The organism is Pseudomonas sp. 22189 (assembly GCF_052045635.1).
Lineage (GTDB): Bacteria > Pseudomonadota > Gammaproteobacteria > Pseudomonadales > Pseudomonadaceae > Aquipseudomonas > Aquipseudomonas parakoreensis.
Map to the genome: position 1 here is coordinate 89,722 of NZ_JBQEPG010000012.1, position 17,877 is coordinate 107,598.

The 17,877-nt window shown below is 58.8% G+C and carries 29 protein-coding genes; 1 reads left to right on the forward strand and 28 read right to left on the reverse strand.

Annotated elements, in window-relative coordinates:
• Window positions 1–83 precede the first annotated feature (83 nt).
• From ACTJKS_RS14885 to ACTJKS_RS14985, 21 genes are all read right to left on the reverse strand, one after another.
• A complete protein-coding gene (locus ACTJKS_RS14885) occupies window positions 84–380 on the reverse strand; it encodes a phage tail assembly protein (RefSeq protein ID WP_440828853.1) in 297 nt (98 codons plus the stop codon).
• Window positions 377–724 (reverse strand): phage tail tube protein, encoded by a 348-nt coding sequence (locus ACTJKS_RS14890; protein WP_150705655.1) that lies wholly within the window; start codon window positions 722–724, stop codon window positions 377–379. The genes ACTJKS_RS14885 and ACTJKS_RS14890 overlap by 4 nt, the downstream gene beginning before the upstream one ends.
• Before the next feature lie 59 nt (window positions 725–783).
• Window positions 784–2,280: a phage tail sheath subtilisin-like domain-containing protein gene (locus tag ACTJKS_RS14895; RefSeq protein ID WP_440828854.1), complete on the reverse strand. Its 1,497-nt coding sequence runs from the start codon at window positions 2,278–2,280 to the stop codon at window positions 784–786.
• Complete coding sequence (locus ACTJKS_RS14900) at window positions 2,280–2,486, reverse strand: DUF2635 domain-containing protein (RefSeq protein ID WP_440828855.1); 207 nt, start codon at window positions 2,484–2,486, stop codon at window positions 2,280–2,282. Before ACTJKS_RS14900 ends, ACTJKS_RS14895 begins: the two co-directional genes overlap by 1 nt.
• Window positions 2,483–3,073 carry a phage tail terminator protein gene (locus ACTJKS_RS14905; RefSeq protein ID WP_440828856.1) on the reverse strand — a complete coding sequence of 197 codons (591 nt, stop codon included), beginning with the start codon at window positions 3,071–3,073 and terminating at the stop codon, window positions 2,483–2,485. The genes ACTJKS_RS14900 and ACTJKS_RS14905 overlap by 4 nt, the downstream gene beginning before the upstream one ends.
• Before the next feature lie 20 nt (window positions 3,074–3,093).
• On the reverse strand, window positions 3,094–3,597 hold the full coding sequence (locus ACTJKS_RS14910; protein ID WP_440828857.1) for a hypothetical protein: 504 nt from the start codon (window positions 3,595–3,597) through the stop codon (window positions 3,094–3,096).
• Complete coding sequence (locus ACTJKS_RS14915; RefSeq protein WP_440828858.1) at window positions 3,590–3,952, reverse strand: phage head closure protein; 363 nt, start codon at window positions 3,950–3,952, stop codon at window positions 3,590–3,592. Before ACTJKS_RS14915 ends, ACTJKS_RS14910 begins: the two co-directional genes overlap by 8 nt.
• Window positions 3,953–4,438: a head-tail connector protein gene (locus ACTJKS_RS14920; protein WP_440828859.1), complete on the reverse strand. Its 486-nt coding sequence runs from the start codon at window positions 4,436–4,438 to the stop codon at window positions 3,953–3,955. It lies immediately after the preceding gene.
• A gap of 2 nt (window positions 4,439–4,440) precedes the next feature.
• A complete protein-coding gene (locus tag ACTJKS_RS14925) occupies window positions 4,441–4,668 on the reverse strand; it encodes a hypothetical protein (RefSeq protein WP_440828860.1) in 228 nt (75 codons plus the stop codon).
• A gap of 59 nt (window positions 4,669–4,727) precedes the next feature.
• On the reverse strand, window positions 4,728–5,987 hold the full coding sequence (locus tag ACTJKS_RS14930; RefSeq protein ID WP_440828861.1) for a phage major capsid protein: 1,260 nt from the start codon (window positions 5,985–5,987) through the stop codon (window positions 4,728–4,730).
• Between the two features lie 9 nt (window positions 5,988–5,996).
• Complete coding sequence (locus ACTJKS_RS14935) at window positions 5,997–6,698, reverse strand: HK97 family phage prohead protease (protein ID WP_440828862.1); 702 nt, start codon at window positions 6,696–6,698, stop codon at window positions 5,997–5,999.
• Window positions 6,695–7,969 carry a phage portal protein gene (locus ACTJKS_RS14940; protein WP_440828890.1) on the reverse strand — a complete coding sequence of 425 codons (1,275 nt, stop codon included), beginning with the start codon at window positions 7,967–7,969 and terminating at the stop codon, window positions 6,695–6,697. The genes ACTJKS_RS14935 and ACTJKS_RS14940 overlap by 4 nt, the downstream gene beginning before the upstream one ends.
• 226 nt (window positions 7,970–8,195) lie before the next feature.
• Window positions 8,196–9,923 (reverse strand): terminase large subunit, encoded by a 1,728-nt coding sequence (locus ACTJKS_RS14945; protein ID WP_440828863.1) that lies wholly within the window; start codon window positions 9,921–9,923, stop codon window positions 8,196–8,198.
• Window positions 9,924–10,412 carry a phage terminase small subunit P27 family gene (locus tag ACTJKS_RS14950; protein ID WP_426618283.1) on the reverse strand — a complete coding sequence of 163 codons (489 nt, stop codon included), beginning with the start codon at window positions 10,410–10,412 and terminating at the stop codon, window positions 9,924–9,926. It abuts the gene before it with no gap.
• 167 nt (window positions 10,413–10,579) lie between these two features.
• Window positions 10,580–10,972: an HNH endonuclease signature motif containing protein gene (locus ACTJKS_RS14955; protein ID WP_440828864.1), complete on the reverse strand. Its 393-nt coding sequence runs from the start codon at window positions 10,970–10,972 to the stop codon at window positions 10,580–10,582.
• Between the two features lie 2 nt (window positions 10,973–10,974).
• A complete protein-coding gene (locus ACTJKS_RS14960; protein WP_440828865.1) occupies window positions 10,975–11,256 on the reverse strand; it encodes a phage holin family protein in 282 nt (93 codons plus the stop codon).
• Window positions 11,257–11,631, reverse strand: coding sequence for a putative holin (locus ACTJKS_RS14965; protein ID WP_122507141.1), 375 nt, complete (start codon window positions 11,629–11,631; stop codon window positions 11,257–11,259).
• 151 nt (window positions 11,632–11,782) lie between these two features.
• On the reverse strand, window positions 11,783–12,346 hold the full coding sequence (locus ACTJKS_RS14970) for a hypothetical protein (RefSeq protein ID WP_440828866.1): 564 nt from the start codon (window positions 12,344–12,346) through the stop codon (window positions 11,783–11,785).
• 2 nt (window positions 12,347–12,348) lie between these two features.
• Complete coding sequence (locus tag ACTJKS_RS14975; protein ID WP_440828867.1) at window positions 12,349–12,663, reverse strand: hypothetical protein; 315 nt, start codon at window positions 12,661–12,663, stop codon at window positions 12,349–12,351.
• The gene (locus tag ACTJKS_RS14980) at window positions 12,660–12,854 is read right to left on the reverse strand and encodes a hypothetical protein (protein WP_258449756.1); all 195 of its coding nucleotides are present in this window, start codon (window positions 12,852–12,854) and stop codon (window positions 12,660–12,662) included. Before ACTJKS_RS14980 ends, ACTJKS_RS14975 begins: the two co-directional genes overlap by 4 nt.
• A 2-nt stretch (window positions 12,855–12,856) precedes the next feature.
• Entirely contained in the window at window positions 12,857–14,137 is a 1,281-nt protein-coding gene (locus tag ACTJKS_RS14985) for a tyrosine-type recombinase/integrase (RefSeq protein WP_440828868.1), read from the reverse strand.
• Window positions 14,138–14,205: 68 nt separating this feature from the next.
• Here ACTJKS_RS14985 and ACTJKS_RS14990 point away from each other — a divergent pair, with 68 nt between their 5' ends.
• Window positions 14,206–14,412, forward strand: coding sequence for a hypothetical protein (locus ACTJKS_RS14990; protein ID WP_440828869.1), 207 nt, complete (start codon window positions 14,206–14,208; stop codon window positions 14,410–14,412).
• Window positions 14,413–14,480: 68 nt separating this feature from the next.
• On the opposite strand, the gene ACTJKS_RS14995 is transcribed toward ACTJKS_RS14990, so the two are convergent.
• From ACTJKS_RS14995 to ACTJKS_RS15025, 7 genes are all read right to left on the reverse strand, one after another.
• Window positions 14,481–14,912: a VRR-NUC domain-containing protein gene (locus ACTJKS_RS14995; RefSeq protein ID WP_440828870.1), complete on the reverse strand. Its 432-nt coding sequence runs from the start codon at window positions 14,910–14,912 to the stop codon at window positions 14,481–14,483.
• The gene (locus ACTJKS_RS15000; protein WP_440828871.1) at window positions 14,909–15,040 is read right to left on the reverse strand and encodes a hypothetical protein; all 132 of its coding nucleotides are present in this window, start codon (window positions 15,038–15,040) and stop codon (window positions 14,909–14,911) included. The genes ACTJKS_RS14995 and ACTJKS_RS15000 overlap by 4 nt, the downstream gene beginning before the upstream one ends.
• Window positions 15,037–15,339 (reverse strand): nuclease domain-containing protein, encoded by a 303-nt coding sequence (locus tag ACTJKS_RS15005; protein WP_440828872.1) that lies wholly within the window; start codon window positions 15,337–15,339, stop codon window positions 15,037–15,039. Before ACTJKS_RS15005 ends, ACTJKS_RS15000 begins: the two co-directional genes overlap by 4 nt.
• Window positions 15,330–15,539, reverse strand: coding sequence for a hypothetical protein (locus ACTJKS_RS15010; RefSeq protein ID WP_122881529.1), 210 nt, complete (start codon window positions 15,537–15,539; stop codon window positions 15,330–15,332). Before ACTJKS_RS15010 ends, ACTJKS_RS15005 begins: the two co-directional genes overlap by 10 nt.
• Entirely contained in the window at window positions 15,539–16,333 is a 795-nt protein-coding gene (locus ACTJKS_RS15015; RefSeq protein ID WP_440828873.1) for an ATP-binding protein, read from the reverse strand. The genes ACTJKS_RS15010 and ACTJKS_RS15015 overlap by 1 nt, the downstream gene beginning before the upstream one ends.
• Window positions 16,323–17,243, reverse strand: a complete 921-nt coding sequence (locus tag ACTJKS_RS15020) for a DnaT-like ssDNA-binding domain-containing protein (RefSeq protein WP_440828874.1) — start codon at window positions 17,241–17,243, stop codon at window positions 16,323–16,325. The genes ACTJKS_RS15015 and ACTJKS_RS15020 overlap by 11 nt, the downstream gene beginning before the upstream one ends.
• 204 nt (window positions 17,244–17,447) lie before the next feature.
• Window positions 17,448–17,870: a phage regulatory CII family protein gene (locus tag ACTJKS_RS15025; protein WP_440828891.1), complete on the reverse strand. Its 423-nt coding sequence runs from the start codon at window positions 17,868–17,870 to the stop codon at window positions 17,448–17,450.
• Window positions 17,871–17,877: the final 7 nt, after the last annotated feature.

The window sequence follows — 17,877 nt, forward strand, 5'->3', positions numbered from 1 at the left end:
TTCGCGGAGCACGTCGAGCGGGCGAGCCAACATCAGTTCCGGATCCGTTTTCCAGAACCACGCCAGGTCATAAGCAACGGCGATCAGGTCGTGGATGGAGTCGACGCCGCACTCATGAAAAAACTGGCCACCGCCCAGCTCAGCGAGTTCAGGTCAGCCAGGTCCAGCTGGTTGACCGACGACGGCGGGATGCCGGCGCAGACGGCGATGTATTTCGCGGCCACATCCATGTCCAGGCTGACTTCTTCGTTTTTGTCGATCTTGTACGGCAGCGCCTTGATGGCCCGCACTTCCTGCACCGTCGGACGGCGCATGGTCAGTTCGGTCAGCGGCTCGCCGTGAGCCTCGATCGCCACCTGCAACTTCACCAGATTATTCATTGCCAGCTCCCTTTAACGCCATCGAATTGCAATTCAAGTGTGCCGTCGTCGCCCTTGAAGGAAGGCTCATCGACGAGGAACGCCCCCGACAGCACGTAGACACGACCGTTGTTGAATTCACAGGTCACCGTCATATCGCGGCCGTTGGCCAGCTTTTTGATCGGAAAACCCTGCGGCATCAGCGCGGTCATCTTCAGGTAAGGCGCGAGCTCTTCTTCCTTGAAGAAGCCGGGATAGATCGTCTCGCGTTTCACTTCCATCAACGGGGCTTCCGCGCCACCCGTGATGGTCAGCTGCTCACCGTCTACTTTGACGTACGCGGTGCCGGCTACTTTTTCGCCCATGGTCTTTGTCTCCAGAATGAAAAAGCCCGCACTGGGCGGGCTGGTTGTTCAGTTGAGCGTTACGCCGCTTCGTCGTACTGGAGGCGGAACTGGTTGAGCAGCGCGAAGATGCGCAGGCCGTTGATGTAGTCAGGCGGGAACAGCACGTTGACACGGCTCGGATCGTTGAGATCGCGCTCAACCACCAGATGCTCGGCGAACAGATCAGCGTTTTCGACATGACCTTCCAGCTCGAGCTTGGCGTACTGGGCGATCAGCTCGCCGCGGATGGTCGCCGGGGTCACGATAGGCTGACCGGCGCCGAAGCGGGTGCCGTCGCTGGCCAACTTGTGTCGGCCGTACTTGCTGGTGATCACGCTCTGCATGCGCCGGACAATGAACGCCGACTGGTGCATGGTTTCGCTGTCCAGGTACGAGTTGTCGGCCTGGCCGTAAGCGTTCTTCTGGTAGGTGGTGATCGAGCGCTGGATGCGCACGTAACCGCCTTCGTAGTACGCGGTGGCAATGCCGTAGTTCAACAGTGACTGGCGTTCGGTCAGGGTGAAGCGGTCGCTGGCCGGTGCTGGATCGACGCCTGGCATGCTACCGCTTTGAGTTGGACGGCTGGCATCGGCAGAGATAAACACCGCCGTGCGTGCCGCGAGCGATGCCGCCACCACCCAAACCGGTTGAGGCACCCCGGGCTCGACGCCCTGAATGGTCATGTGTTGATCGTTGCGCACCTGCCCGGCAGCAACCAGCGTGCCGATGGTGCCGCGCTTGGCGGTGTACACATGGCCGAACAACTGCTTGGCCCAGCTCCAGCGACCGGTGTTGTCGTCCATCGCGTCTTTCCAGGCATTCAGCGTGGTCGTGTCCGACCATGGCTGGCACAGGAACTCGAAGGGCTCATCACCCAGCGCGGCGATCGCATCGACCACATCCGGCGCGCCGGCGCCCGCGGTCATCGCAGTGGTGACCACGGTCAAGCCTGCAGGCGTGGATTCACCGTTGGACTTGCCCAGGCGGTTCATCAGAATGCTGATGTCGTTGCCGCTTTCGCCGGTCCATTTACAGGTCAGCGTAACCACGCCAACCGCGGCCGCCGCAGTGACGGGCAGGTCTGGCGTGGCGTTGATCTTCACAGCCAGCGCAGCGGCAGCAATCGTCGGGGTTGCAGCAGATGCAACCACCGACTGGACGCGCACGCCGCCGATGTACAGATTCAGCAGGCCGGCCTCGGTAGCGGCACCGGTAATGGTGACGGTTGCAGAAGCTGTTTCGCCGGTTTCGTTCTGCAGCGGCAGGCACCAGACTTCGCCGATCGGATCGACCTTGCGCCAGGTCTCGTACATTGCGGCGAGCATCGAGCCCTGGCCGGCGATGCTCTTGGCGATCGCGAGGCTGGACACTAGCACCAACTTGCCGATGCTTTCGCTCTCGGCATCGTCATTGACTTGGGCCACGATGAGGCGGCGCATCGCGCTCGACGCGCTGTTTGCCGCCGAACTATCCATCTCCGCATAGAACAGCGGCACACGGATATCGGCGGGGATGTTGCTGAATCCGATGGCCATTATTTGCCTTCCTCGATCAGCGCCGTTTTGCCGGCTTTGGTGGATGGGGCTTCGACAGTTTTGGTTCTGACGTCACCGTCAGCCAGGCGGCGACGCCACCAGGCGTTATCGGGGACTTCCCGGCCTTCAACGGGCAACAGGTCGCCAGCCTCCGGATCGGGCACAGAGCGGCCAGTGGCCGGCACCACAGTGATGCGCTTGGTCATGGTGTTACGTCTCCAGTGAATTGGACTTCAATGCGCCCGTCCGGGCCGGGGCGTGTCAGGTTAGGGTCTGCTGGATCGATGCAGTCCATGTTGATGGTCGCGCCGGTGAACCCGGGCAAGCCGTCGAGCTCCCACTCCTGCCATGTCTCTGGTGGTTGGTCGGAGCGATTGCGGCCTAGCTGGAATTCGGAGAAGAAGGTGAACTGGTAAACCACCCGCGCCCGGCTGATATGCAGCAAGGCGCCCTTTCCGTATTCGATTTGCGTGTACTCAGACCCTGGCATCCATCCAACAAGAGCACGCCAGAGCTCAGCGCGGATGTCGTGCAGCAGATCGTTGTCGGCTTGGCCGCGCTCATCCGACGTTTTCAGCACGATCACCACATTGAACTGGTCAGTGATGTCCTGAATGACCATGTTCTGCGCCTTGCTGGGGGTGGCCGCGTCCGCCGTGGCAATCACATAAGCGGCCGGCAATTCGAGCTGAGCACTGTCGACGACAGCATCCCAGTCGATGCCACCCGAAATTCGTCCGGCAAAGGTCGGGCACGTCAGCCGCAGATGGGCAACGATAGGGTTCAATTTCATGCGGGTGTCCGGGGCAGATATCAGCCCAGCGCGCTTGCGAATGCGGCCGAGAGGATCGATTGAACTTGCGAAGCCGAGTCCTGCAGAGCGTCGGCCATGTAGTTGTCGCGTGGCTTGATGCGCCATTCTCCGGCGGCACGCTCGGCTATCAGATTTGCGCGCTCGCCCTTACGGCGTCGGCGGCCTGGCCCAAGCTTTCCAGGACGACGCCCTTTTTTTACTCCGTAGTGCAGATACACGGGGTAAAAGTCCTTCATCGCCGAGGTTTTGGTAGGGGAGATTCGAACCAAAAATCCGGCCCGGGAAACCTTGAAGTTGATCGACTCAACCGTTCGCCCTGTACGACTGGTTGGATAGCCGTCCTGACCGCCGCCCAATGCGAGGTTCATCTGAGCACGGCCTGCTACCAGCAGTCCGACCTTCCGCATCCCGGCTCGGATCTTTCGCTTGTCAAAAGCATCCCGTGCGAAGTTTTCAAAACCCTCAACGTGAAGGTAGCCATCGATCGAGGCTGAGTTAGTCATAGATGCCTCCACCTGAATTGATGAGGCCGAGCTCTTCGACTTCCAGCACAACGAATCGGCCACGGCCGTTCATGTCAAAGCCACGTTTCACCCGATACAGAGTTTGCTGATGGACTACTTCGTAGGCCGTCGTTATGCCAGTTCGAAAGCGTAGGAATATCCGGTGGGTAATCTTGTTGTCGGTCTGGGCGCTGTCTGTGTAGACGGCCGAACCGACAGGCTCAATCTTTGCCCAGCGCGGGTTGAGCTCCGAGAACAGCGCCTCCAAGCCCATGTCGGCAGAGGGGGCATCATCTCGGCGACGCAGCGTGATGTGCTTGTTGAGCTCGCCAGCGCCAGGTTCGCGATATGCCATTCAAACCCCCATCTGGATTCTGTCGGGCTGCAGTAGCGATCGTGATCCGTGTGGAAGCTCGATCACCGAGGACGTGTTGATCCCTGTCACGGAGTCCTCTCGGCTCATCCATAGATGGCCGAGCGTAAGCAGGCAGGCCGCAACAATTGACTTGTTTATGACCATGCCCCGCGCTACCGCCGTGCAGTCTCGCAACGCCTCAGAAAACACGAACTTTGCATCGGCAAGCGCAGCGCAGCGGTCATCCCAGTTTTCTACTGCTTCAGCAGCCGTGACGGCCAAGTCGTACGCCGTGCGTGCAGCAAGGCGCGCAGCCGGGACGCCTGCGATCGCAGCATTCAAAGCCGCAGTGTCGACATAAAACCGGCGCTGCAAGAACTTTTGGGCGGCGCTTTCAGCACTATCAAGCTTCGACTGAACGTCTTCGACATCCTCGGACTCCGCCCGAAGGTGTTTCATTGCTAGCTCGATGCTGATCACGCTCATGATTACTCGGCCTTTTTCTTGGTGCTCGTCTTGGGCGCGGACTTGTTATCTGGGTCCGGGGCTTTTTTGTTTTCGGCGTTTTCGGCTTCTTTCACTTCGTAGTCCTCGACGATTCCGAGCCGGTGCAACTCAGCCGCTCGAAACTCATCAGCCGTGATCTCGGATCCCCGTTTTGCATAAACATGCCCGTTGAGGAAACCTTTTTTGGTTTTCAGTTGAATCTCTGGCATGGCACATCGTGCCCGGTTGCCCGGGCACGTTCCTGATCAGTGAAAGGAATGAACCGCGTTTACGGAGTTGGGTCTTCGAACTCGCCGTGCACGAACGACTCGGGACGGTAAACAGCCAGCGCCAAGCGTTCTTCGGCGCGAATGGTCACCATGTTGGTGCGGAAGTTGTCGCCGTCTTCGGTCGAAACCTCGACAGCTGCGTCTTCACGGTCGAAGACCTGGGCGGCAATGTTCATCGCACCCACCAGGAACTCACCCTCGGGAACAGCGTTGCTGTCCACCACCGGCAATTTCCAGAGACGCTGTACACCACCTTCCTGCACGTTTACCCAGATGTAGGAGCCGGTGCTGTCCTTGGTCAGCTCGATATCAGCCCAGTCCACCGGGTTCAGAGCAATCGCCGAGGCGCGGTATTCAGCAACGCGAACTTGGAGGATTGCACGGCGCAGGGTGTCGATCTTGGTATCGCCGGATTTGCGCAGCGACTCATTGAACGCAGTGGCTTGCGGGATCAGGCCCAGCAGATTCTGACCGGTACCATCGCCCGCCAGGATTTGCTCTTCCTCCTTGTACTTCAGACCATAGATCGCCCGTCCGTTGATGTAGCTCTGCAGGAGCGGGATGTCCGACAACACCTGCTTCGACGCTCGAAACCAGTGGGCAATGGTCTTCACAGTGGTGGTGACCAGGCCGAACGACAAGTCAGACTGCGCCTTAGCTGCGCCTTCACCAGCCTGCGGGGCGGCCATGTTCTGGAAGCCAGTCTCCTGCACGAACTCAACCGCGTTCGATCCGGTGCGACCGGGCATGATCAGGTCGCGAATAGTGAACTGACGCTCTGGGTCAGTGATGATCCCAGGAACTCGGGTTGGCTGAATGCCAACGCCAACGCCACCAGTACCGGTTGTAGCGCTGGTGATATTCGTGACCGCCTTGAGGTTCAAGCGGGCGATGCCACGACCCTTGGCGGTCAGGGACTGGAAGTCGTCCGAATCGGAAAGTTGCTCGCCTACAGACTTGCCATCATGCGGGTCATTCGCAGAGAAACGACGGGCCATCTTCTGCTCAATGTCCTGAAGACGATCTTGCAAGCCCAACCCATCCTTGACCAGGCCATCGAGGATGGTCTTGGTTTCTGTCAAAATGGTGCCGTGCTCTTTGATTTCAGCGGCGGCCTTGCTGGCAAATGCCTTGATTTCTTGATCACGTTCATCGAGCAGATCATTGACTGCTTTGAGTTGAATTTTGTCGTCGGCGTGCTCTTTACGTTGCATTTGACGGTTTTCGGCGCGAGCCTGATTGCTCATTGCGTTATGCATGGTGGATCCTCAAAACGATGGAAGAGTCAGGGCCGGACGCGATTTAAGCGCCTCGACGATTTCGATGGCTGCCAGGTCGCCCTCGGACTCACTCCGGAGCAAATGCTGCAGTCCGCGATTGGCAATCACCGCAGACTGAGTTTTCGAGAAGCCTGCCTCGCGCAGGAGCAGCTCAAATTCGGGCATCGAAGGCAGGCCGCCATGTGCAAGCTTCGACTTGATAGTGTCGGTACGCGCCTCGTCGTTCGCCGGCACAGTGACGATGGAGATTTCCACCAGGTCGAGTTTGGTCAGCGTTCGAATACGCGTCTTTTCATCGAACTTGGAATCGCGAACGTAGTACCCGATCGACAAACCGGTGATGGAGCGCGACTGCATCCCACGCAAAGCGATGCGGGCATATGGTGCGTCTGCCAGCCAGAGGTCACCGGAACCGAACAAGCCGCGGTCATCTTCTTTCAGGCTCTCGATATCCCAGCTGCCGATCGGCTCGCCGGTACGGTGCTGCCACAAAACCGGGAAGGTCCGGCTTTTAGCCTTGGCATCCGCGATAGATTCGAGGAAAGCCCCAGGCGCCACAACCTCGTTGTAGCTGTCGACGACGCCGAACACTGATCCGTAGCCAGAAAAAAGGCCGTCGTCGCCGACAGCCTTCACGTCATAGTCGAATGAGCGGTACTTCACCGCCACCGATTGGTCTTTTCGGTTCATTCAGAATTACCTTTTGGCTTGTCGTTGAGCCAATCAATGAGGGCCGATCTCGCTTGCTGTGCATCGCCCGCGCCTTCGCCAAGCTTGTCGATCGGCAGCATGTTCGACTGCACGGTGAGTTTTGCGGCGTTGCCACCATGGGGAGCCAAGTTCTCTTTTATGCGGCAGTCGTCGCGGGTGTAGATACCGTTCTGCGTCATCGAACTGTAGAAAGCTGCGCGGGCTGCGCTGTCGGCGCGAAGCAGGCCTTCCGGATTGAACTTCGCGTAGAAACGACGGCGCTCATCCGGCCGAAGCAAGCGGCGGTTAATGCTTTGCTCAATGCGTTTCATCCATGGCAATAGTGTGAAGCTGAGGAAGCCGAGCATTTGCTGCTCCATGCCCGTACCCCAACTGGTGCTGTTCGAGGTGTGCCCTACCATCCATGGTGGAACGCGGAACCATCGGCAGATTTCCTCAACATTGAACGCACGCGTCTGCAGCATCTGAGCATCCTCAGGAGTCATCGACACCTGCTGATACTTCATACCCGCCTCCAGCACCATTGTCTTACCTGTGTTGACCGCGCCCGCGAATTTCGCCGCCATGTCCTCACGAATATCTTCGCGCTGCGCCTTGTTCAGAATCTGGTCGGTAGAAAGAACGCCGCCCAACTTCATGCCGTTGGCAAACATCTTGCTGGCCGACTCGTCCGCCGCCATAGCCGCGCCGAATACGTTACGGCCCATCGAGAGCGGGCTCAGCCCGCAAAGAGGGTCGGTGCCAAAACCGCGCGTGTGCATCATTTGCTCATCGAGCAAAGTATGGGATTGCCCGTTGCTGTCGATAAATCGATATTCGATCGAACCATCGCTCAGGCGGCGCGGCGGCGAGACCGACTGAGGCAGCAAGAATTCAAGGGATGAAACATCCCGTCCGACCCGGGTAGGTTCATTGAAACTGTTGCCGGCCAAGAGCAAGCTGGCCACGACACACTCCCAGAATTCGACCGGTGTCTGGTCAGCATTGGGCTGAACGCTAATCACCCGATGAACTGGATGCCCGCCCGCCACTACCGGAACTCCCTTTTGATCCTCGTAAAGAGCAATCGGTAGTGTTGCCAAGGTTTCCGCGATCAATCGAACACAAGCCCAGACAGTGGAAAGCTGCAGGGCCGTTTGCTGGCTGACCGTTTTGCCGGATGCTGAGTCAGTGCCGTAATAACCGTTCCAGAACGAAGCATCCCCCAGCCCTATACGACGCCCCACCCACCCAGCCAGCGAAGACTTCATCAGTCCAGGTTCGGCTGACTTGTGCAGCGCCTGGCGCAAAACTGCCTTGAGGGATCTATCCACCGGTCAACCCCTTACGAATGAATCCTGCCGCGAGCAGAAAGGAAACGCCGCCAGCCACCAAAGCCCAACCAAGGCCAGCAAGAACAAACACCCCAGCGGCGATTAGGCAGAACGCGACAACGGCCACGGCAATAAATAGAATCAGGCCTGTATCCATGGTCAGTTATCCAACAATGATTGGTTTCGAAAAGAAGTCGCTGATGTTGCCGCTGTTATCACCGGCCAAAACAATGACTCGGCCGATCGCCATGATTAGCGCGATCGCGCCGTCAATCTTGTTGTCATCGCCCTGCTTGATGGGCCGAACCACATCGTTGTTGCCTGGCAGGTTTTTGCCAATGACGTTACTGACACACCACGTCATGATCGGGTTGCCATCGTGATGGAACCTGCCCGACTCAATAGCCGCTTCCAGCTCCTTCATGGGATCCGACATGTTCGTGTAGTTCTGCGTGATGGTGATCGGGCTGAAGCCTTCGTCATCAAGGTCGTGCATCAGACCGGAAGCACCAAAAGGATCAATCGGACACTCGCGGATAGGCGCCTGATGGTTGGCCTCTTTGGTGTCCTCAAGGATCTCCCGATAATCAATCTCGGCGCCTTCCGTGACATCAAGGTGCTGAGAGTTGATCCAGGCCTGAAAGCGTTCCGACATGCGCTTATTGTCGCTGTTGAACGCAGTGTCTTCTGGCACCCAGAACTTCGGCGCAACGCTGTAGTAATGCGTCTTCCCGTCAATCAAGCGCCAGAACAATCGGGCGCGTGAGTTCATATCCAGTTTGCGGGCAAGGTCGAAGCCGGCAATCCACTCTTGGCCCTCGAACTGCTCGAGCGTGAGCGTCGTGTCCTCGCACGCTTTCCAGCTTTCCATGTTGTAGAAGCCGGCCTTGGCGCTCACCCAGAGATTAAGATGCTTCGTTTTGAATGTGTTGGTGAACCTTGCTGAGCGAATCGCCCGCGCCTGCTGACTTTCCAGATACTCCTGGAACACGGACACCCCATGATTGGGATTGGCCTTGGCCAGCATCTTCGGATCAGTCCAGTCATCGCCCTCATCCAGCGTCCATATCCAGCCGAACAGCTCTTCGTCTGGCACCGTGCCTTCGAGCATCTCAATCACTTGCCGACGCTTGTCGTAGCACGGACCTTCGATATCCGCACCGGCCGTGGTGATGATAAACATCAGCGGCTGCCTGCGGGCGCCCATGCCGGTGAGCATGGTGTCGTACTGAGCGGAGGTCGGGTGTTCGTGGTATTCGTCGACAATGGCGCAGCTCGGTGAGGCGCCGTCGCCAGGGTTACCGATCAGCGGCTCAAACCGGCTGAAGTCGGAAGGGATGTTCATGTTCGAGGCATTGACCTCGATGCCGGCGGCCTGGATGAGCATCGGTGACTTGCTGACCATCAGTTTGGCAGGCCGGAAAACCTCCCATGCTTGCTTCTCAGTGGTAGCGCCGGCGTAGACCTCGGCGCCGAACTCACCGTCGGCAACGAACATGCTGATGCCCACGCCGCCCGCTACCACAGACTTGCCGTTCTTGCGGGGTACTTCCCAGTAGCTTTCACGGAAACGGCGGTGACCGCCCTTCTTTTTTACCCACCCGAAGGTGACGGCAAGGCCGAACAACTGCCAGGGCTCAAGGGTGATGAGCTGACGTTTGAACGCCCATTCGCCCTTTGTGTGGGGAAGCAGCTGGATCAGCTTGAGCTTTTTCTCAGCCTTGGCGGCATCGAACTTGTAGCGAAAACCGCGCTTGCGACTGGCAGCCAGGTCATCGAAGTGCCGCTGGATCGCTTGGTGAACATACCGGCACGCTGGCACTTTCCCACGCAGAACCGAGCGCCCCCAAGCCGTCGCCCTATCGACGTTCGGCGTAGGGGACTTGGCCATTTAGGATCTCAGTAGTTGGGCAAATTCATTGGTTTGTTTTTCCTTGTTCCCGCCGATCAGGCGCGAGCGGCTGGACGGATCAAGGCCGAGCATCGACCCGAAGGTAACCATCTGGCGCATCGCCTCGTTGGCCGCGGTCAGTGCCGGATTTTTCATCGGGCTGCCCTGGGCGGAACTGACAACGATGCCGAACTGCTGGACGGAATCTTCAGCCATGCGCCACTTGCTGTACGCAGTGCAAAACGCCTCCACGTTGTGAAGGTCGGTCAGGGCGATGACGTGTTCGCGGAGCAATTCCGGGACAACCATCTTCCACATAGTGGCGGCGATATCGCTCATCCACTCGGGCGGATCGATGTCTTTTGTGATTTCTGAAAACTGCGGCTCGGACGTGTTCAGCGCCCGCTTGCCGGGATTACCGGCCAGTGCTTTCTTGGCCGTTGGCTTGGGTTTGCGACCACGGCCGGCGACCGTGGCGGTGCCTCCCATCGCGCAACTCCTGATTTTTTAATTTCGCGGGCGTGTGAAAAGGGTTGGGCGGACGGTCTAGAAGCAAAAACCTGTGAGGTTTTCCCCCACCCCCTCCCTCTGGTGCTCGATTTTTTGAGCTAGTACTTTTCTGGTGGTTTTTTTAGTAGAGCTACTAAATTGCACTGCTATGGTGCAGACCGTGCAGGGTTACCCCAGCCACCATCCTCACGCGCAGTCTTGGAGCTATGGCAGCTATGGCACAACGACTGCCAGTTGTTGCGATTCCAGAACAGGGCCATGTCACCCTTGTGCGGGACGATGTGATCAACCTCAGTCGCGGCCACAACCTCGCCGCGCCGGTCATGCTCTGCGCACAGCGGATGCTTGGTGAGGAAGCCTTTGCTCGCCTTCTGCCACTTGTACCCGTATCCGCGCTGCGTGCTGCTCTCTCTCTGAGCATCGACGCGCTTTGCGGCCGCAGCCTTTGCCAGGTCGGCATGTTCATCGCAGTAGCGTGGATTGCGTGTCAGCGCCCGACAGCCAAGCGCGGTGCATGGCTTTTGGGGCCTGAGGGGCATAATCAATCCACCTGAACGATACGGGCAACGTTGCCCCGAGCACGCCAGACCAGAACGGCCGACAAGCCATAGAACGCCGTGTTGAACCACGACGCATCAGCGAACTCGCCGTCGAGGACCATGCGGCCCACCAGGCTCACACACTGCATTCCGGTAACGGCGCATGCAGCCCATGCGATCAGTGAGATCGAGAGCTTGTAGCGGGTGTTCGGATAAGGGCTATAGCGCAACCCGATCATGGTAAAGATGACCGCACACAGCGCGGCCTGAATGACAGCAGCCATTTAACTCTCCTTCCGTGCCCGGAGGCGGAAGAACCATTGCAGCCAGCGCGGCATCACGCCTGTGTGCATCCACTCAAGAATGCCGGTCGCGACTGCCACGCAAATTGCGCCACAGACGAACCCACTGAATCCGGCCGTTTTGGTCCAGGTGAGCCCCAAGAGCTCGGCAGCGCCGAAATAACCACCGATCCAGCCGGCGAAGAGGTAACCAATACGGCGCCAAGTTGGCATGGCGTCCGCCGCCACGACGAAGAGAAACGCTCCGCCGAATGCTCCGACAAGTGCTGACAGGTCAATCTGGGGGAACGCTGCACCCAAGCCAAGGCTGGCGACCACACCAGTTACAGCGAGTGCGCCAGTGCTCGGCTCAGCCATGTGCCGCTCCATCAATAAAAGAGGCCTGCGTGGCCTGGGCAAAGCCCGAAAACGAAAAAGCCCCGCTCAGTGGCGGGGCTTCGTGTGTCGTCTCTCATAACGCGCAAGATCGACATGATGGGGTTAATTTACGGCCAATTGGCCATCATGGTCAAGCGGCATCCACAAAGATTTGTTCCCGGTCGAAAATCTCGGTGGCGTGGATCACCGCAGCCTCTTCCAGCTGCTCAAGTCGCTTGTGGATTCCGCCGCGCCAGTTGCGTCGAGTCCGCTCAGGGGATCCCGCCAGATCCCAGGTATTCATGTCGTAGAACTCGGCGGGCAGCACGATCATGTCGGTTGAGCGTTTGCACGATTGAACACCCTTGAGCTTAGGGATAGCCCAGGCCGTGAGCGCCTTGTAAATGAACAACTCCGGTGCCGGCGAAATCATTCGAGACGCCAACCGTCCGATCGCGGCGACCTTGTTGGCCTTGTGGGTCGAATACTTCGCAACCAGAACGTCCCACTGAGCCGGAGCAAGCTGGCGGTGTAACAGCGCGTACAGGCAGCAGTCGTAATCGAACTTGTCGCGGGGTGACAGAGAGCTGCCATTGCCGCCCTGACGCAAATCGGCGTCGATCAGCTTTTGCCAGGACTGCTTGGTGCTGTTGTCGATGTTGTCGGCGGCGAGTACGCGCACCAGGGTGCCCATCACGTCTTTATACATACCCATGCTCAATCCCCTGTGTAATTCGAGCCGCCAGCACCGCGGCGGTTGTTCTGTTCGTACTGCTGATGCGCACCGCCGACGCCGCGGTTGAATTTGGCGATCTCACCGAGCGCTTCCCGCAGCCGTACGTTGAGCACCTGCACGACGTCGATGAGTGGCAAGGCCTTCAGCGTCTCACCGCACACCCAGCCCGAGGCGTGACAGTTCTCGCAGGTCATTTGATGAAAGACGCCGGTGTAAATGCCGGTACCGTGACAAACGTTGCACTCAACGATGAATTTCAACTTTCGACGGAAGTCTGGGCCGTGCGACTTCTTCATACGGACACCATCAGGCGTCGGTGAATTGATCGGACATCAATCCCGGCCTCCGGATCATGCGGAATCTCAAGTTCAAATCCGTCCTTCATGGTGATGATCAGGCGAGGCCGCCCGTTCTCGACAATCTTGATTGCCGCGATCAGCTTGGGATTCACAGCGAGGCCGGTGGCCGCATTAAGCAAAATCATCATTTTTAAACCTCGCCTATGGTTGTTTCTTCAATGGCCTTGCAGGCCTTATGTTCTGTGGCTTGCAGCGGATTATCAGAATCTTCAAATCTAAAGCCGGTCAATCCGTAAATCGCTGCAAAGCCTTTCTGATCTAGATGTGCGTGCCACTGCTCGAGGGCATCACGCTTGCGGCTCATCACGTCCGACTGGATGTACACCTTCACGTTGTGGCCCATCGCGTGGTTGATCAGCAGCTCGCCGATCAGATGGTCGATGCCAAGGTCTGCCCAGCCGGTGCGGGCCACCTTGCGCAGGTCGTGGCTGGTCCACTCGCCCTGCCCCAACCGCCGAAAAACGGCGCAGCCCTGAGCCTCACCCAACGCCTTGCCGTTGCGCGCCGGGAACAGGCACTGGCCCTCATAGCCCCGGGCAAACTGGCCTTCGCGGTAACGGGTCAACAGCGTGCACACTTGCTCTGTCAGGGGAAGGTGATGCTCGACACCGGTTTTCGTGTTCTCGGCCGGGATGAACCACTCGCGTTCGGCCAGGCTGATGTGCGACCAGCGCGCCATGCGGGTTTCGCCGATCCGCGTGCCGTGGCAAAGCATCATCAGCGCGAGCATCGAATCCATCGGCGCCTTGGTCATCACCTCGGCCAGTTGTGCGAGCAGGCCTTCCAGCTGAACACCGCGCAGACGGGATGGCTTGATGCCCACCTTCGCCTTGGAGAAGTCGTTGAACCGGATCGCCGCCATCGGGTTGGACGTGATCATCCCCAGCTTGGCCGCCTGCCGGAATGCCAGGGCCAGCAGCTGGAACGCCGAACGCACGTAGTCGATGGAAACCGTCTCCTGGAGCGGCCACATCAACAGGGTGTCGAGCGCAGCCTTGTCGATGCCGATCAGCGGCAGTTCGCCGAGGCGCGGTTTCAGGTGACACTTGATGATCGAGGCGCCGGTGTTCTTGCGCTTGGTCGACAGATTGCGATCGCGCGACATGCGATCCGCGAACCAGTCCAGCAGTTCACCAACAGCGTTCCACTTCGACAGGCTCGCGCCCTCCCCGGCGGCCAGACGCAGACGAAGCGACGGCAACGCCGCGACGACCTGCTTGTGAGTCAACTCGGGGAAGGTGCCGACCGGATTCCACTTACCCTTCAGCACCAGATACCACGACCCACCGGTGCGGGCCTTGTTGAAGCGCAGGTATAGTCCTTTGTTTTCGAGGTCGCGCACGTCCTGCACGGTGCCTGCGGCCTGGCGTTTGATCTCGGCTTCGGTGATCTTCACCGCTGCGGTGCTCATACCGTTGGCCTCGGGAAAAGGTTCAGCCCGTTGCGATCGGCATGGTCGTATGCACTCCGCACGCGATTATGTCGATCGTTCCAGCGCTCTACCGCGATGCGCATGACGTCTGCGACTTCAAACCCGCGCAATGGATCTTCCATCCCAAGGCTCACGGAATCGACCACCGGCCCAGTAGCGCCACATTCGTGACACCAAACGTACGCCTCAAAGTCTGGCCATTCTTCCGCATCCGGGTCGCAGCGATGGTCCTCGTCCACCAGAACGCCGGTTAGGTAATCCTTGGCTGTGACGCAGGGCGGTCCTTCGCAGAAAGGGCAAGGAGTCATCTTCATTGGCTCGATCATGCAGCCACCACTGTGGGAGCGAGCCGAAGGTAGGCCCGAATCTGCTCCATCGCGTCGAAGTGCCCACGGCATACGATGGCCAGATAACCCTGCTCGTTCAGTTTGCGCAGGCGCTCTTGCTGGCTGGCTGAAACAGCGGCGTCGTTCGGCGGTGTGGCCTTGAACTCGATGTATAGGCCGAAGTAACCGCCGCGCGCCATGCTCAGCACCAAGTCGGGAATGCCGGCCTTCACGCCCTGGGCTTTGAGCTTGGCCGCGACAGCCTTCACCCGGTGCCCGCCGTTCGGGACGTGGTAGATCAGATCAAACACGACCGGGTAGCACAGCTCAAGCTCCCGCATCAGCGCGGCCTGTTCCTGCCCTTCCCGGTCAACTTGTGGCGCTCTGGCTGCTTTCTGCTTGAACAGCCTTGGTGTGAATGGCTTCATCCGCGCTCACCCCGAACGATGCGCGCACGCCGGGCGAGCCGGCGTATGCCCCAGAGGCAGCCACCGGACGCGACCAGCATGCCGCCGATGTACAGCTGCACCAGAATGCTTTCCAGATAAGTGATCATGCGGCCCCCTTCACAGTTAGAATTCCGGCCCGGATCAGGCCTTCGTGGGTTTCGGCGATGGCGCGCGGCATGTCAGACCAATCGACCTCGCCAGCGGCGCGGCCGTCGATGACGTCGTGACAGGCGCTGCACGCGTACACCGCAACGGTGTCGAAGCCCTTCATCCCAATGCCCTTTTGCCCGCAAGGTAGGTGCGCGAGGACGGTGGTTTCCGGGTTGTGATTGCAGGTGCCCGGCATACGGACTGTGCAGTCCTGGCCTCGGGCCGAATTGCGCAGCTTCTTCGAGGTCACGCGCATACCGGCTGCCCCGTGACGACGTCGACGACTTCGTAGGTACCCGGCCACATCCACGCCCCATAGCGCTTGGCCATGGCCTCGTCGGCGAACAGCGCCAGTGCGTGATCAGGTGGAGAGCTCAAATCAACCTTGAACGAGCAGCAGAACACCGCGAAGCGGTAGGTATCGATCTCGGGAACAGCCAGGCGCCGGTCAGCCATCAGAAACCCTCCTTGCCGCGCTGGGATTCCCATTCAAATGGCACGGCAATCGCGCCGCCTTCCCGCAGTCGATCAAAGCAACGCTCACCCATAGCGCTTGGGAGCATGCCGGCGTCGAGGTTTGAAATGATTACCGTGGGGCGCATCTGCTCGTAACGGCCGTTGATGATCGAGAACAACGTCGTGAGCTCGAAATCGCTAGGGGTCTCCTTGCTCACGCCAATTTCGTCAAGGATCAGAAGCGACGGTCCGATCAGCCCCGACAGGATCTGGCTTTCGGTGCGCTCACTCCCTTTCGAGTAGGTCGAGCGAATCTCCTGCAACACGGTGCCGAGCGTTCGGTACACAGCTGACGCGTCTGTTTTCTTCATGATTTCAGCAGCGATGGCAACGCCCAGGTGCGTCTTACCGGTGCCTGGTTTCCCCAGCAGCAACAAACACCGCCCGGTTGGGGCTATCTCGGAAAATTTGTCTGCGTACTTCGTGCAGATCCTCAGCGCCTCCTTCTGAGCGGGTGATATGGCGAGATACCCAGACAGCGTTTTCCCGGCGAACCGCTTGGGGATCAGAGCGGACCCAAGCTTCAGCGCCAGCTCCTGCCGCGCCTGAGCCCTGATGCGCTCCTGCTCTTCTGCTTTCGCAATGACCTGGCACTGCGGGCAGGCGGTCTTGAACTCACGGCCGAAGATGACGTTGACGGTCTGCGGGTACTGACCGTGCTCGTCGCAAATACCTGTCGACTTGTGCGGCGCCGGTAGTGAGCTCGGCATGGTGATCACGTTTTCAGATGCCATAGGTGCCGTCCTCTCGCTTGGTCAGGCCAGCGGTGTAGTTACGTTCGGAGAACCCGTTGTGACGTGAAGGCTGAACGGGCTTCAGCTGACGAACGTTGTTGGCCTTGGCCCTGTCCGACTTCACCCAACCGACCAATAGCGATACCCATTTGGCCTGGGTGTTCAGGCCGCCAATGGACTCGTGATGCGCTGTGAACGAGGCCATGGCTTCTCGGGTGAAGAGGTCAGGCGATACGCCGAAGTGCACGCAGTAGGTTTTCAGGAGATTGGCGTCAGGCACCCAGTCCAGCGTCATCTCCACAGGTTCCTTTGGGTCAACAGGATCCACCGATGGGCTTGGGACGTTTTCCAGAACCTGCTCGGCTGAATCCGAATTGCCCTCGCCCGCTGAGAGAGAGTGGTGTTGATCTTGATTCAGTGAATCAGGAATCAGGGATCCACAATCAGGAATCAGGGCGTTATCGGTTGGTGGATTAACAGGCTCTAACGTTGGTTTAACGTTAAAACCTTGTTCAGAGACATGGACTTTGCGTTGGCCGCCTGCGACTACGACGTTCTTTTTCCGTTCGTTAACAGTTAGATAGCCGTTAACGTCGGGCAACGTGCTGTCCTTCTCCGAACCATGAGGGCTCTGGTGCTTCTGAAAGTTGACGATCTCGATCACTGACTGACCAGCTACTTGGTAGCGTGAAATGAACCCAGCAGCAGCCAAACGATTCAGGCCGGCATCAACGTCATAGTCATCACATGGGAGAAGCTCGATCTTGATGCGCTTCACTCGGTCCTCGAGGCGACCCTCGCGATCGGCAAGGCACCACAGACCGATGAACATCAGTCGGTCGAACGCTGGAAGCTCAACGAGCAGTTCATTGCTGAACAACCCAGGTTTCACGTTACGAGCCCGGGCCATTACGCAGCCTCCCGTTGAATCGCAGAGAGTGGGAAAGCCACATGCGCATGATTGAAGTGTCGCGACACGTTTTGTCCGTGCGGGAAAAGTGTCGCGACTTGGCGGGTATTGCCTGGAGCGGTGTAGGTGTTCATAATGGCCCCACTGTGTTTTACAAGTTGTTGAAAGAACCGCCCTGCCAGGCGGTTTTTTTATGCCTGCGATTCAGGCGGCCTTCACCGAGCTTTCGAGCGCGTGCAGGCTGTCTCGCACGTGACCGATCTCGGTGAGGATGTCGCCCTTCTCACTCCCAGAAACATGGTTGTCAGCCAGCGCCTCGTGCACTGCGATAGTCAGTTCTGCGACTTCTTTCCCGACATGAACCAGCGACGCAGTCAGCTCTTTCGGCGCCGGTGCAATCTTTGGCACCAACTCGAAACCGAACTGATCAGCCAGAGCCTTCAGCGGGCGCATGTCGGCGGTGTGCAGAAGAATCCCGAACAGATGCTCAATGGTTAGGTGATGCGCCGCGTTGTCCGGGTTCGAGCGCTGCAGAAGGCTCACGTGAGCCATGCACATCTTCCCTGCCAGCTCTTCCGCACCGGCTTCCTTGACAGTCGCGTGGGTGGCTCTCAAGAAATCTTCCATTCGTAAA

Excerpts from the sequence above, each read along its gene's own strand:
- ACTJKS_RS14885 (WP_440828853.1), bottom strand. The coding sequence starts at position 380 with ATGAATAATCTGGTGAAGTTGCAGGTGGCGATCGAGGCTCACGGCGAG.
- ACTJKS_RS14890 (WP_150705655.1), bottom strand. The coding sequence starts at position 724 with ATGGGCGAAAAAGTAGCCGGCACCGCGTACGTCAAAGTAGACGGTGAG.
- ACTJKS_RS14895 (WP_440828854.1), bottom strand. The coding sequence starts at position 2,280 with ATGGCCATCGGATTCAGCAACATCCCCGCCGATATCCGTGTGCCGCTG.
- ACTJKS_RS14900 (WP_440828855.1), bottom strand. The coding sequence starts at position 2,486 with ATGACCAAGCGCATCACTGTGGTGCCGGCCACTGGCCGCTCTGTGCCC.
- ACTJKS_RS14905 (WP_440828856.1), bottom strand. The coding sequence starts at position 3,073 with ATGAAATTGAACCCTATCGTTGCCCATCTGCGGCTGACGTGCCCGACC.
- ACTJKS_RS14910 (WP_440828857.1), bottom strand. The coding sequence starts at position 3,597 with ATGACTAACTCAGCCTCGATCGATGGCTACCTTCACGTTGAGGGTTTT.
- ACTJKS_RS14915 (WP_440828858.1), bottom strand. The coding sequence starts at position 3,952 with ATGGCATATCGCGAACCTGGCGCTGGCGAGCTCAACAAGCACATCACG.
- ACTJKS_RS14920 (WP_440828859.1), bottom strand. The coding sequence starts at position 4,438 with ATGAGCGTGATCAGCATCGAGCTAGCAATGAAACACCTTCGGGCGGAG.
- ACTJKS_RS14925 (WP_440828860.1), bottom strand. The coding sequence starts at position 4,668 with ATGCCAGAGATTCAACTGAAAACCAAAAAAGGTTTCCTCAACGGGCAT.
- ACTJKS_RS14930 (WP_440828861.1), bottom strand. The coding sequence starts at position 5,987 with ATGCATAACGCAATGAGCAATCAGGCTCGCGCCGAAAACCGTCAAATG.
- ACTJKS_RS14935 (WP_440828862.1), bottom strand. The coding sequence starts at position 6,698 with ATGAACCGAAAAGACCAATCGGTGGCGGTGAAGTACCGCTCATTCGAC.
- ACTJKS_RS14940 (WP_440828890.1), bottom strand. The coding sequence starts at position 7,969 with ATGAAGTCTTCGCTGGCTGGGTGGGTGGGGCGTCGTATAGGGCTGGGG.
- ACTJKS_RS14945 (WP_440828863.1), bottom strand. The coding sequence starts at position 9,923 with ATGGCCAAGTCCCCTACGCCGAACGTCGATAGGGCGACGGCTTGGGGG.
- ACTJKS_RS14950 (WP_426618283.1), bottom strand. The coding sequence starts at position 10,412 with ATGGGAGGCACCGCCACGGTCGCCGGCCGTGGTCGCAAACCCAAGCCA.
- ACTJKS_RS14955 (WP_440828864.1), bottom strand. The coding sequence starts at position 10,972 with ATGCCCCTCAGGCCCCAAAAGCCATGCACCGCGCTTGGCTGTCGGGCG.
- ACTJKS_RS14960 (WP_440828865.1), bottom strand. The coding sequence starts at position 11,256 with ATGGCTGCTGTCATTCAGGCCGCGCTGTGTGCGGTCATCTTTACCATG.
- ACTJKS_RS14965 (WP_122507141.1), bottom strand. The coding sequence starts at position 11,631 with ATGGCTGAGCCGAGCACTGGCGCACTCGCTGTAACTGGTGTGGTCGCC.
- ACTJKS_RS14970 (WP_440828866.1), bottom strand. The coding sequence starts at position 12,346 with ATGGGTATGTATAAAGACGTGATGGGCACCCTGGTGCGCGTACTCGCC.
- ACTJKS_RS14975 (WP_440828867.1), bottom strand. The coding sequence starts at position 12,663 with ATGAAGAAGTCGCACGGCCCAGACTTCCGTCGAAAGTTGAAATTCATC.
- ACTJKS_RS14980 (WP_258449756.1), bottom strand. The coding sequence starts at position 12,854 with ATGATGATTTTGCTTAATGCGGCCACCGGCCTCGCTGTGAATCCCAAG.
- ACTJKS_RS14985 (WP_440828868.1), bottom strand. The coding sequence starts at position 14,137 with ATGAGCACCGCAGCGGTGAAGATCACCGAAGCCGAGATCAAACGCCAG.
- ACTJKS_RS14990 (WP_440828869.1), top strand. The coding sequence starts at position 14,206 with ATGTCGATCGTTCCAGCGCTCTACCGCGATGCGCATGACGTCTGCGAC.
- ACTJKS_RS14995 (WP_440828870.1), bottom strand. The coding sequence starts at position 14,912 with ATGAAGCCATTCACACCAAGGCTGTTCAAGCAGAAAGCAGCCAGAGCG.
- ACTJKS_RS15000 (WP_440828871.1), bottom strand. The coding sequence starts at position 15,040 with ATGATCACTTATCTGGAAAGCATTCTGGTGCAGCTGTACATCGGCGGC.
- ACTJKS_RS15005 (WP_440828872.1), bottom strand. The coding sequence starts at position 15,339 with ATGCGCGTGACCTCGAAGAAGCTGCGCAATTCGGCCCGAGGCCAGGAC.
- ACTJKS_RS15010 (WP_122881529.1), bottom strand. The coding sequence starts at position 15,539 with ATGGCTGACCGGCGCCTGGCTGTTCCCGAGATCGATACCTACCGCTTC.
- ACTJKS_RS15015 (WP_440828873.1), bottom strand. The coding sequence starts at position 16,333 with ATGGCATCTGAAAACGTGATCACCATGCCGAGCTCACTACCGGCGCCG.
- ACTJKS_RS15020 (WP_440828874.1), bottom strand. The coding sequence starts at position 17,243 with ATGGCCCGGGCTCGTAACGTGAAACCTGGGTTGTTCAGCAATGAACTG.
- ACTJKS_RS15025 (WP_440828891.1), bottom strand. The coding sequence starts at position 17,870 with ATGGAAGATTTCTTGAGAGCCACCCACGCGACTGTCAAGGAAGCCGGT.